Source organism: Streptococcus oralis subsp. tigurinus (assembly GCF_002093545.1).
GTDB lineage: Bacteria > Bacillota > Bacilli > Lactobacillales > Streptococcaceae > Streptococcus > Streptococcus oralis_C.
The window spans coordinates 699,847-712,016 of the sequence record NZ_LNVF01000001.1 but is presented as its reverse complement, the minus strand read 5'-3'; the positions used below and the strand labels follow the sequence as shown (position 1 = coordinate 712,016).

Genomic DNA, 12,170 nt, shown 5'->3' with positions numbered 1-12,170 from the left:
ATAATAAAAGCAAAACACATAGAAAAGGAAGTCTTATGATTAAACTACTAGCCTTGGATATGGACGGAACCCTCCTTAATGAAGCCAAGGAAATCCCACAAGCCCACATTACTGCCATTCACCAGGCTATTGAAAAAGGCGTCAAATTGGTTCTCTGTACGGGTCGACCGCTTTTCGGTGTTCTTCCTTATTACAAAAAACTGGGTCTTGATCTCCAGAATGAGTATGTCATTGTCAATAACGGTTGCTCAACTCACCAGACTAGTGACTGGAGTCTAGTTGACTGGCAAGAACTCAGTCCAGCTGACATTGAATACCTCTATGACCTGGCTGAAAAAAGCGACGTCCAGTTGACTCTTTTTGATGAAGAACATTATTTTGTCCTCGGTGGTAAGCCAAATGAAATTGTTCAAAATGATGCCAAGCTAGTCTTTTCAGACCTGACTGAAATTTCCCTTGAGGAAGCCACTAGTGGCAAATATCGGATGTTCCAAGGTATGTTTTTGGGCAACGAAGAGCAAACAGACGATTTTGAGCAGCGGTTTGCTGAGGAGCTCTGCCAACGATTTAGCGGCGTTCGTTCGCAACCTGTCATTTATGAAGCGATGCCACTTGGAACCACAAAGGCTACTGCTCTTTCTCGACTAGCCGAGATTTTGCAGATTGATTCCTCAGAAATTATGGCCATGGGTGATGCTAATAACGATATCGAAATGCTCCGGTTTGCAGGCCTTGGTATTGCTATGGGAAATGCTAGTGACCATGTCAAGTCCCTTGCCAATGACGTTACAGCCAGCAACGAAGACGACGGCGTCGCGCGTGCCATTGAGAAGTATATTTTATAGAGAAAATTCCCAGTTAAATCCTTAACTGGGTTTTTGACATTTTAAAAATCAGAAAACTTTAGAAACTCTTTAGAAATACTTGAGCTTTCTTTGATTTCTATAGCTTATACTAAAGTTAGAAAAATAAATCTAAAGGAGAAAATCATGAAAACAGTACTCGAAATTCATGGACTGACCAAAGAATTTGGTAAACAAGCTATTCTTCAAGATCTTAGTCTAACGATAAAAGAGGGAGATATTTATGGTTTAATTGGAAAAAACGGAGCAGGGAAAACCACTCTTATCAAAATCATTACACAACTACTGTTTGCGGATAAAGGAACTATTTCCCTCTTTTCTAGTCAAGAACAAAATGAATGGACCAAAGCTCTATCTCGAGTAGGTTCAGTTATCGAATCGCCTGTAGCCCATAATCACTTAACAGCATACCAGAATCTGAAATATTATTGTATGATACGTCATATTCCAAATGCTGATAAAGTCATTCAAGAAACACTGGACTATGTTGGGTTGTCAGATACAGGTAAAAAAGTCTTTCGTGATTTCTCGCTAGGAATGAAACAAAGACTTGGTATCGCCATTGCCCTTCTATCCAAACCAGACTTCCTTATCTTAGATGAGCCTATTAACGGACTTGACCCAATTGGAATCAAAGAATTTCGCCTCATGATCCAGCGACTCAATCAAGACAAAGGCATAACTATCCTCATCTCTAGCCATATCTTGTCAGAACTCTATCTCTTAGCTAGTCGCTTTGGTATTCTGGATCAAGGTAAGATTATCCGTGAAATCAGTAAAGCTGAGTTTGAAACACTAAGTGAGGATTATATTGTGCTTAAAACAAGCGACAAAGAAAGAGCTTGTCAGGTATTGAAAGAACAAATCCAGCTCCAGTTTAAGGTTGTAAACCCTGAAAATGAAATCCATATCTTTGGTAATGAACAAGATGTCAAACAGATTCTTAAGCAACTAACTTTGGCCGATGTTGCTATTGATGAGATATACTTTGCCCGTCAAAACCTAGAAGAATACTTCACCCAATTGGTAGAATAGGAGAAAAATCATGATACATACCATTCAAGCAGATTTTTACCGTCTTTTCCGCTCCAAAGGATTCTGGATTACAGAATTCATTCTCTTTATACTTATGTTAATGGGTGCTACTATTGGTGCTACAGGACATCTAATGGCAGTAGATACAACACCACCAGAGACTCCAACCCATGGTTGGGACGGCGTTCAAGCTCTTATCAACACGTCTAGCAATGGTTCAAACCTCGTTTTTCTCTGCATTGTTCTAGCATGTCTCGTTCTCGGAGTTGATCTAATCGGTAAGCTTTATAAAAATAGTTTGACAGTCGGCGTTTCTCGTACAGAATTTTTCCTTGCTAAATCCTTTGTACTAGCAAGTATCGCTCTCTTGCAGCTCATCGCCAGCCTTGTGATTGCTTTTGTTCCTTCAACTCTACTAAACGGACTTGGTACGATGCCTGATGGTTTTATTACAAACCTCCTCTTAACGATTTTCCTTCAATTTCTCTGCCTTCTCGCCTGGCTTTCGATTGTTTCCTTCATTCTCTACCTGACTCACTCCTATCTTGCCGTATTTATCGGCTATCTGGTCAGCTCTATCATCCTTTCTGTGCCAATGCTTATCTTTCCAAATATCGCAATTTTACGATATCTGAGCTTAAATTTTGCCTATGCCATGACTGCTGATAGTCAATCCGTTCTCTATACCATTACGGTTTGCATCGCTATCATACTTTTCTTCTCTCTTAGCGGCCTTACCGTTTTCAAGAAGAAGAGCTTATAAAAAGGACCTCCTCTAGGATATAGAGGAGGTTTCTTTTGTTAAAAATAAATAAAGACCGAAAACCATTCTCCATCAGTGGCTAGTTTCATATCTGCTCCAAGAAGATGAACCAATTCCTCAGTAATATAGAGACCTAAACCAGAGGATTCTTCAGTATCCGACATATTTTCAGAATAAAAACGATTACTGAGATTGTCTATATTCTTGATAGATTTTTTGACTAGATTATCAATTTCCAAAACAAGCCTATTTTCTTCCTTTTTCAAAGAAAGTCGAGCTTTCTCCTTTCCGTGCTTGAGAACATTTCCAAGAAGGTTTTGTATAATTCGATCAAGCAAGTCCTCATCAGTCGCCGTTTTCAATCCTGGTTCAACATTAAAATCAAGAACAATATGTGAAGTTTGAAAAACATCGTAATAGGATAAAGTTTTTTTCGTTATAAAAGTTGATAAATCAAGTTCTTCCAGTTTCGGTTTGACTGCTCCTTCCATCAAATGACGGTATTCGAGGAGGGCCTCCAACCGTTTGGAAACCAAATCCTGATGATGGGCTATTTTATTTAGGGTTTCTGAACTATTATCGGGGTGTTTTATTAGTTGCTGGGTATATCCTGAAGCGATTGTCAAAGGTGTCCGAATATCATGAGCAATGTTACTGATTGCCATATCTAGGGTGCATTTTTCACGCTTCATGATTAGCTGGTTTTGCTCCACTTCCTGAAATAGATTCTCAATTTGGTTATGTAGTCGCAAAATGGTCTTTGAAAAGAAATTTACACCGATCCTCTTCATGCTACCAGAGCGAATCTTTTCTTCAATTTGTTTGCTTAAGTCTCTAATTGCTATATGATAGCGAATCAAAGAAATCGCCAAAATGATGTTAATGAGGAGCAATATTGATATCAAAATGTAAATCATTACTTGTCTCCTTTTAATCGAACACCAACTCCCCAAATGGTTTCGATGTACTCGTGATTTGGATCCAGTTGATGCAGTTTTTTACGGAGATTGCTTAGATGGGTGTTGAGCGTATTGTCTCCAGGCAGATAACTTTCTTCCCAAATCAATTCATAGAGTTCTTCCTTGGTGAAGATCTTTTTAGGATGCTGGAGCAACATTTGGAGAATCTGACACTCTTTCTTTGCAAGGCGAATGGTTTCAGTAGAGTTGCTTATTTCAAAACTATCCGCATCAAACTGGATATTTTTAAAGTTTTGTATAAGGTTATCAATTTCTCTTCGATCTCCTGACTGATGTTCACCACTTTGGCGTAATTGCACGGTGACTCTGGCAAAGACTTCGTCCAAATCAAAAGGTTTTACCACATAATCATTGGCACCATCTAAGAGATATTGGCTGATGAGTTTTTTATCACCTAAAGCAGTAAGCATGATGACCGGAGTCTGACTAGTTTGTCGAATAGCTTGCAAGACTTGGTCGCCATTTTTCCCAGGGAGCATGATATCTAGCAGAACAAGATCAATGCCACCTTTGTCAAATTGCATGATACCTTCCGTACCAGAAAAGGCTTGAATCACCTCGTGTTCCTCTGTAAGAAGGGTTCTTAAAATTTCCTGGATTTCATTATTATCTTCAATTACAAGTATGTTCGCCATAAACCTCGTCCTTTCTAAAACTATTATAACATGTTTTGTTAGGAATTCCAGATACAGAAAAGCTCCTCTCACATTTTAAGCAAGAAGGAGCTAATGAATATTGAAACTATTTAACCAAATAAGCAATCAAAGTTATGATCCATAGATGAGCCGGGTAGAAAATATAAAAGAAATATTTACTCCAACTGGTTTCTTGTCCTCGCTGTCCATTATACAAGGCCATAAAAGGAAATACGGTGATAAAGAGCCAGTCAGAATTGTAAAGCATCATTTCCAAGGTTTGGTACCAAGTATCATAGGTATGGATAGAAGTCACTAATAGAAAGGCCCAAAGGAGAGTATAGAGGAGATTTCGCAATCCCTTACGATTTCGACAAGAGTAACTAATCAAGAGAAATGGTAGCATAGTGATACCACCCTCAGTAAAAAGACAACCGAAAATCAAAAGCCCAGCAACTCCAATCCGACGCCACAACTTCTCTTTTTTATCCAATTCTTTTCTGGGAAAACCAATCCAAAGCATGGTGACACCGATGGCCAAAGTCAAGAAAATGTTATTATTGACCATTACCCCTTTAGATGCAAATAGGGTATTGAGGAGGCTATTTCCAGCAAACATGATAAGCGCCCCACTCCAGAGACGGATAAGATAGTCTTTAAGATTTCGAGTATGGATGAATCCCTCCATAGCCATATACGCAAACCAAACTCCCACACAACGGGTCAAGGCGTGGAAAATACCTTCCCACAGAGGAGAAACGATTCCGGTAATATGCGGAATATGGTCTAGAATCATTACTGCTACCATCAGATACTTCAACTGCGTCGCATTCCATTTTTTCATAATAAACCTCTTTCTTTTTAATCTACATAGAGTATAGCATACATTTCCACGTATAATCGTACACCCATCTTACATTTAAAAAGCCTATCTTACATTTTTGTAAGACAGGCGTGAATATCAAAAGTTTATTATGAAATTTACCTTCTAGTCCGTAATTCGTTGGTACATTTCGGGTCTTCTATCTCGAAACAGTCCCCAGTTGAGGCGTTCGCTTGCTCCCTTGTCCAGGTCATAAGTTGCTAACAGAACAGCCTCACCTTGCCTTTCAGCTCGCTCTAGAATAGCTCCTGTTTCATCTGTCATAAAGGAGGAACCGTAGAAGTCAAGACTGGAACTCTGTCCACCATTTTCCTCACTAGGAGTGACTTCTTCCAAACCGTAACGATTGGCTGCAATGACTGGGACAATATTAGCTGCTGCGTGCCCTTGCATAGTACGTTGCCAGTGATCACAACTGTCTGTATCTAAGATAGGCTCTGAACCGATAGCGGTTGGGTAAAAGAGCAATTCAGCACCATTCAGAGCAAGACAGCGCGCTGTTTCAGGGAACCATTGATCCCAACAGATGCCAATCCCAATCTTAGCGTAGCGAGTATCCCAGACCTTGAAACCAGTGTTACCAGGCGTGAAATAGAACTTTTCTTGATAATAATGGTCATCTGGTATGTGGGTCTTCCGATAAACGCCTAGTACCTCTCCATCTGCATCAATGACAGCAATAGAATTATATAAGACATTCCCATCTTTTTCATAGAAACTAATCGGTAGAACAACCTGTAGTTCCTTGGCAATCACTTTAAAATGCTGAATGGCGGTATTTTCTGTCACCGACTGGGCATACTGGTAGTAGTCATACTGGCGTTCCTGACAGAAATAGGGACGTTCAAACAACTCGGGTAAGAGAATGATTTGTGCGCCTTGGTCTGCAGCTTGGCGAACTAAACGTTCCGCTGTTTGGATATTTGTTGCCACCTCCTTGGCACATTGCATCTGGATCGCTGCAACTCTTACATTTCTCATCTTTTTCTCCTATTCTGGGATTTGTTGGGTGATACAGTGGATATTGCCACCACCTAACAGAATATCTCTGGCTGGTATTCCGACAACTTGTCGGTCTGGGAAACACTTGCTGAGAATATCTAATGCCACTTGGTCGTTTACATCCTCAAACTGTGGTACCAAGACAGACTTGTTGGCAATATAGAAATTGACATAGGAAGCTGCAAGGCGCTCGCCCTCATAACGCTCCTCTTCCCCCTCTTCATAGGTATAGCCTGGTAAATCCTCTTCGGTTACAACTTGATGAAGAGCTGGGATTGGCAATTTATGAATAGTGAAGGGACGACCTTTTGCATCTGTTTCCTTTTCTAAAAGAGCTAAATCAGCTACAGACATACCATACTGAGGATCGTTTTGATCATCTGTCCAAGCCAAGACAAGTTCCGCAGGACCAACGAAGGCTGCTACATTATCAACGTGCTCATTGGTTTCGTCCTGATAAATACCGTAAGGAAGCCAGATAACTTTTTCAGCGCCAAGGCTCTCTAATAAGGTGTTTTCGATTTCCTCTTTACTGAGATGAGGATTGCGACCAGGACTTAGAAGGCAACTTTCAGTCACAAGAATGGTTCCTTGACCATCGCTGTGTATGGCTCCACCTTCCAGTACAAAAGGTTTGGCATCATAAACAGGCATTTCCAAGACCTCAGCAAAAAGCCTAGCTACTTGGTCATCTTCTTCATAGCCTTGATACAGACCATCCACAGCCCCACCCCAAGCATTGAAAGACCAATCAACTGCCAACTTTTCTCTTTTGTCATTAACAAGAATGGTCGGACCAGTATCACGCGCCCAAGCATCATTGGTGGGAATGTCTAAATAAATGACCTTGTCTCCAAGATAAGATTGTGCTTCAGATAGATGGTCCTGTTCCACCAAAAGATAAACCCTTTCCCCTTTTGCTATAGTATTGATAATCTGGCTAAATGCCCTTTTAGCAGCTTTTCCTTGAAAAGGCCATGATCCTGGTCGAGTCGGCCAGATCATGAGGGTACCGTGATGAGGTTCGTACTCTGCTGGCATACGATAGCCTAATTTTTTTGGACTGTCCATCATGATAATCTCCCTTTAAAGTCTTGGTAGCCGAAGTCTTTGACTAAGTTGCACTCTCCCTGCTCGTCCATGAGATAGAGACTTGGCAAGCCAATACCGTTAAAGGTATTATTTTTGACAAATGAGTAAATAGCCATGTCTTCAAAATAAAGTCTATCACCGATTTGGATTGGATTTTCAAAGCTATAATCGCCTATCACATCACCCGTCAGACAGGTATTGGAAGAAAGTCTATAAGTGTGGGCTTTTTCCTGAGCCTCAAAGCCATTTCTCAAAGGTGGACGATAGGGCATTTCAAGTACATCGGGCATATGGCAGGTCGCAGAGGCATCTAAAACCAATATCTCCATACCGTTTTCTACAATGTCCAATACCTCCGTTGCTAGATAACCCGCATTGAGCGCAATGGCTTCTCCTGGCTCGATATAGACGTCAAGATTGTAAGTTTCTCGGATACGTTTAATTTCAGAAATCAGCAAATCCACATCGTAGTCGTCTCTTGTGATGTGGTGTCCGCCACCCATATTGAGCCATTTTACCTCATGTAAATAAGGACCAAACTGCGCTTCTACTGCTTTCAAAGTTGTCTCTAAATCATCTGAACCTTGCTCGCAAAGGGTATGAAAATGAAGACCATCCACTAAATCCAACAAATCACTAGGGATTTTATCAAGTGTCACACCAAAACGAGAGCCAGGAGCACAAGGGTCATAAAGCGCGTGGTCACCCTGCGTTGAACATTGAGGGTTGAGACGTAGACCGACACTAATACCAGCCGCTCGACAACGAGGCCCATGTTTACGCAATTGTCTCTCAGAGTTAAAAACGATATGGTCTGTTATCTCAAGCAATTCCTCCAAGTCCGCATCCTTGAAGGCTGGCGCAAAGACATGGATTTCTCCCGGGAATTCTTCTCTAGCGAGCTTGGCCTCATAGAGACCACTTGCAGTTGTACCAGATAGGTACTGGCTAATCAAGGGATAGGTTTTGTAGAGGGAATATGCCTTCTGGGCTAGCAAAACCTTGCAACTGGCCTCTTCTTGTACATATTGCAAAATGCGGCAGTTGGCTTCTAACTTTGCCAAGTCAATGACGTAAGCTGGTGTTGGTACTTGTTCTAGCTTCATTAGTCCACCATTTGCGGATTCTCAACCACAACCCATGGCAAACCATACTCATTCAAAGCTTCCATGAATGGATCTGGATCCAATTCTTCAAGGTTGTAAACTCCAGGTTGTTTCCAAGTTCCGTTCATAACTAATTTTGTCCCAATCATGGCTGGAACTCCTGTTGTGTAAGAAATAGCTTGTGAACCAACTTCTGCGTAACATTCCTGATGGTCGCAAACATTGTAGATATAGATAGTCTTTTCAACGCCGTCTTTGACACCTGTAAAGATACAGCCGATATTGGTTTTTCCAACTGTACGTGGGCCAAGGCTGGCAGGATCAGGAAGCAAGGCTTTTAAGAATTGAATCGGCACGATGTCTTGTCCATTAAAGTTAATAGCATCTGTACGAAGGAGTCCGACATTTTCTAAGCATTTCATGTGCGTTAGATAAGATTGACCAAAAGTCATAAAGAAACGAATCCGTTTGACTCCAGGAATATTCTTGGCCAATGATTCAATTTCTTCATGGTGAAGGAGATACATATCTTTTTGCCCAACTTGAGGGAAATCATACTCACGTTTGATAGACATAGCTTCGACTTCAACCCATTTTCCATCTTCCCAGTAAGAACCTGGCGCAGAAACCTCACGGAGATTAATTTCTGGGTTGAAGTTCGTCGCAAATGGATAACCGTGGTCACCACCATTACAGTCTAAAATGTCGATATAGTGGATTTCATCGAAATAATGTTTAAGGGCGTAAGCTGAAAAAACGCTGGTTACACCTGGGTCAAAGCCAGATCCAAGCAGAGCAGTCAAGCCTGCCTCTTTGAATTTCTCCTGATAAGCCCATTGCCATGAGTAGTCAAAGTAGGCTGTAAAACCAAGTTCCTTACAACGTTTCTCATAGATGGCACGCCATTCAGGGTCTTCTGTGTCTTCTGCTTCGTAGTTGGCTGTATCGATATAGTGAACACCTGTTGCCAAACAAGCGTCCATAATGGTTAAATCTTGATATGGTAAAGCTACATTCAAAACAGCTTCTGGTTTGTAGCTTTCAATCAGGGCAATCACTTCTTCAACCTTGTCAGCATCAAGTGCGGCTGTTTCAATCTTTGTACTTGTTTTGCCTTCTAGCTTCGCTTTCAAGTCATCGCATTTTGACTTGGTACGGCTAGCAATCATAATCTCTGTAAAGGTTTCGCTATCTTGGCAAATCTTTGAAATAGCAACTTGGGCAACGCCCCCACATCCAATAACTAATAAACGACTCATTTTTTTCCTTCCTCTTCTTCTAAAATGTCTTCTACATACTTAGGCAACATGAAGGCCCCCACATGTAAGTTTGCAGTGTAGTATTCTGTGAAAAGCTGGCGTTTTTTCCAGCCTTCCTTGTCAAAATCTTTGACAGGGTGGTATTTTTTCGATGCAAATCCAAACAACCAATAGCCCGCTGGACTGGTTGGGATATGGGCCTGATAAACCCGACTGATTGGAAAGGCTTGATTGACCTTGCGGTGCATGCTTCGGCAAGCTGACTCATCCTCGTCAAAGAAGGGGCTCCCATGCTGATAGATCATGATTCCGTCCTCTTTCAAGGCTCTGTAACTATTTCCGTAAAATTCCTTGGTAAAGAGACCTTCCGTATGTCCAAATGGATCTGTCGCATCGTTGATGATAATATCGTAGTCATCTTCACAGTTTCGCAAAAAGCGTAGTCCATTTTGGTAGTAAATGGTAACACGAGGATCATCTAGCCCTGCAGCAAAATCTGGGAAATACTCACGACAGACTTCAACCAGCATCTCATCCGGTTCTACAATATCGATTTGTTCCAATTCTGGATACAGTGTCAAAACTTGGGCAACACCGCCATCACCACCCCCGATAACCAAAACTTTCTTAGGATTAGGATGGACAGCCATGGGTACGTGGACGGTCATTTCATTGTAAACAAAATCATCTGCATCTGAAAACAAGACATGCCCATTTAAGATCAATATCTTTCCAAAAGCTGGTGTATCTAATACCTCTATATCCTGCCATTCACTCTTACCAGCGTAGAGTTGCTTGGCTGTTCTCAGGGACAGTTTCACATCTGGAGTATGAACTTCAGAAAACCATAAATCCATCTAGTTCTCCTTTCTATCAATAACGTTGATGTGATTGACTTCTGGATCTTCCGTCCCTTGGAGGGAGCAACCACGTTCTTTGGCAAATAGGATATAATCCACAATTTCTCGTGTAATACGTTCACCTGGTGCTAGGATTGGAATCCCTGGAGGATAGCACATGACAAATTCCCCACAGACCTGTCCAACAGACTCATCCAAGGTTAAACTTCTTCTCTCTGAATAGAAGGCTTCCTGAGGAGACAGCACTAACTCTGGTTGGATATATTCTCCAGCAATCAAGTCCTTTCCATCTCTTGAATAGAGTCTCTTAATATCAGCCAAAGCACCGACCAGACGCTCTATGTCTTGGATACGGTCGCCGATGGAAATATAAGCCAAGATATTGCCAATATCCCCAAACTCAATCTGAATATCATATTCGTCTCGCAGGAGGTCATAAACTTCGATACCTGTTAAGCCAATACCCTGAGTGTAGACTGACAGCTTGGTCACGTCAAAATCACAGACCGACACACCGTCTATTAACTCTTTTGAGTAGGCATAGTAACCACCGATAGCATTGATTTCACGACGAGCATACTCGGATAGTTCAATAACCTTCTCAAAAGACTCTTTACCACGAAGAGCTAGATTACGACGTGAAATATCAAGACTTGCCATCAACAAGTAAGAGGCAGATGTAGACTGGGTCAGGTTGATAATCTGACGAACGTATTCAGGATTCATATGCTCCCCGACAAGCAGGATGGAGCTCTGAGTCAAACTCCCACCAGACTTATGCATAGAGACCGCCGCCATATCAGCGCCAGCGTCCATAGCAGATAGTGGCAATTTGTCTGTAAAATGCAAATGCGCTCCATGAGCTTCATCTACTAAAACCAGCATGCCAGCTTTATGAGCCATTTCCGTTAAACCCTTGAGGTCTGAACAAATACCATAGTAGGTAGGATTGTTGATTAGGATAGCTTTAGCATCCGGATGTTCCTTGATGGCCTGTGCAACACGGTCATTTTCAAGACCTAAAGCGATGCCAATTTTAGGATCTACACTCATCTCGATATAGATGGGAATGGCACCACATAGAACCAGCGCATTGATAGCAGATTTGTGAACATTTCGCGGCAGAATAATCTTATCTCCAGCCTTGCAGGTGGAAAGAATCATAGTTTGAACAGATGATGTTGTTCCACCAATCATGAGAAAGGCATGCGCTGCTCCAAAAGCATCCGCAGCCAGCTCCTCTGCATCTCGAATAATCGAAATGGGATGGCCTAGATTATCCAAGGGTTTCATAGAATTGACATCAATGCCAACACATTTTTCTCCCAACAATTCAACAAGTTCTGGATTTCCCCGTCCGCGTTTATGACCTGGTACATCAAAGGGAACAATCCTTTTCTTTCGTAACTTAATCAGACCTTCATAAATAGGGGCTTGGTTTTGATCTAACTTCTTCAAGACATACTCCTTTACCGTATTTTAGCACCTCAAGAAGATAAAGGCGACTAAAGGTTGACTTATGAAAAAAGAGCAGGTTTTCACCTGCTCTGCAATCTTCTGACGTTTGTATTTTGGTTTCTGTTGAGTATGTCTGTTCCTGATGTTTCCTAACTCTCTAGTAGCAAATATTACGTACTTTATTGATCGTTTCACAAGATGACGTGTGCTTTCACCACACTAAAATTTATGAAT

Annotated in this window: 12 protein-coding genes; 3 read left to right on the top strand and 9 right to left on the bottom strand. The window is 41.5% G+C overall.

Translation table 11 applies throughout. From position 1 onward, the window contains the following. The first annotated feature begins 35 nt into the window (after positions 1-35). The 3 genes from ATE34_RS03580 (at position 36) to ATE34_RS03570 (ending at position 2,661) form a co-directional block, all read left to right on the top strand. Complete coding sequence (locus ATE34_RS03580) at positions 36-845, top strand: Cof-type HAD-IIB family hydrolase (RefSeq protein WP_084911093.1); 810 nt, start codon at positions 36-38, stop codon at positions 843-845. Between the two features lie 144 nt (positions 846-989). Continuing rightward, on the top strand, positions 990-1,898 hold the full coding sequence (locus ATE34_RS03575) for an ATP-binding cassette domain-containing protein (protein ID WP_084911092.1): 909 nt from the start codon (positions 990-992) through the stop codon (positions 1,896-1,898). 10 nt (positions 1,899-1,908) lie between these two features. Beyond that, positions 1,909-2,661 carry an ABC transporter permease gene (locus ATE34_RS03570; protein WP_000581959.1) on the top strand — a complete coding sequence of 251 codons (753 nt, stop codon included), beginning with the start codon at positions 1,909-1,911 and terminating at the stop codon, positions 2,659-2,661. 38 nt (positions 2,662-2,699) lie between these two features. Here ATE34_RS03570 and ATE34_RS03565 read toward each other — a convergent pair whose 3' ends face one another. From ATE34_RS03565 to ATE34_RS03525, 9 genes are all read right to left on the bottom strand, one after another. After that, the gene (locus ATE34_RS03565; RefSeq protein WP_084911091.1) at positions 2,700-3,578 is read right to left on the bottom strand and encodes a sensor histidine kinase; all 879 of its coding nucleotides are present in this window, start codon (positions 3,576-3,578) and stop codon (positions 2,700-2,702) included. Next, positions 3,578-4,276 (bottom strand): response regulator transcription factor, encoded by a 699-nt coding sequence (locus tag ATE34_RS03560; RefSeq protein WP_084911090.1) that lies wholly within the window; start codon positions 4,274-4,276, stop codon positions 3,578-3,580. The genes ATE34_RS03565 and ATE34_RS03560 overlap by 1 nt, the downstream gene beginning before the upstream one ends. Before the next feature lie 106 nt (positions 4,277-4,382). Beyond that, on the bottom strand, positions 4,383-5,120 hold the full coding sequence (locus tag ATE34_RS03555) for a TraX family protein (protein WP_084911089.1): 738 nt from the start codon (positions 5,118-5,120) through the stop codon (positions 4,383-4,385). Positions 5,121-5,264: 144 nt separating this feature from the next. Beyond that, positions 5,265-6,140, bottom strand: a complete 876-nt coding sequence (aguB, locus tag ATE34_RS03550) for an N-carbamoylputrescine amidase (RefSeq protein ID WP_009730148.1) — start codon at positions 6,138-6,140, stop codon at positions 5,265-5,267. 9 nt (positions 6,141-6,149) lie between these two features. Then, positions 6,150-7,235, bottom strand: a complete 1,086-nt coding sequence (gene aguA, locus ATE34_RS03545; protein ID WP_084911088.1) for an agmatine deiminase — start codon at positions 7,233-7,235, stop codon at positions 6,150-6,152. After that, positions 7,232-8,359: a carboxynorspermidine decarboxylase gene (gene nspC, locus ATE34_RS03540; protein ID WP_084911087.1), complete on the bottom strand. Its 1,128-nt coding sequence runs from the start codon at positions 8,357-8,359 to the stop codon at positions 7,232-7,234. Before nspC ends, aguA begins: the two co-directional genes overlap by 4 nt. Continuing rightward, entirely contained in the window at positions 8,359-9,618 is a 1,260-nt protein-coding gene (locus ATE34_RS03535) for a saccharopine dehydrogenase family protein (protein WP_000088767.1), read from the bottom strand. Before ATE34_RS03535 ends, nspC begins: the two co-directional genes overlap by 1 nt. Further along, positions 9,615-10,475, bottom strand: coding sequence for a polyamine aminopropyltransferase (gene speE / locus ATE34_RS03530; RefSeq protein WP_000366713.1), 861 nt, complete (start codon positions 10,473-10,475; stop codon positions 9,615-9,617). Before speE ends, ATE34_RS03535 begins: the two co-directional genes overlap by 4 nt. Beyond that, positions 10,476-11,936 (bottom strand): aminotransferase class I/II-fold pyridoxal phosphate-dependent enzyme, encoded by a 1,461-nt coding sequence (locus ATE34_RS03525; RefSeq protein ID WP_084911086.1) that lies wholly within the window; start codon positions 11,934-11,936, stop codon positions 10,476-10,478. Positions 11,937-12,170 lie beyond the last annotated feature (234 nt).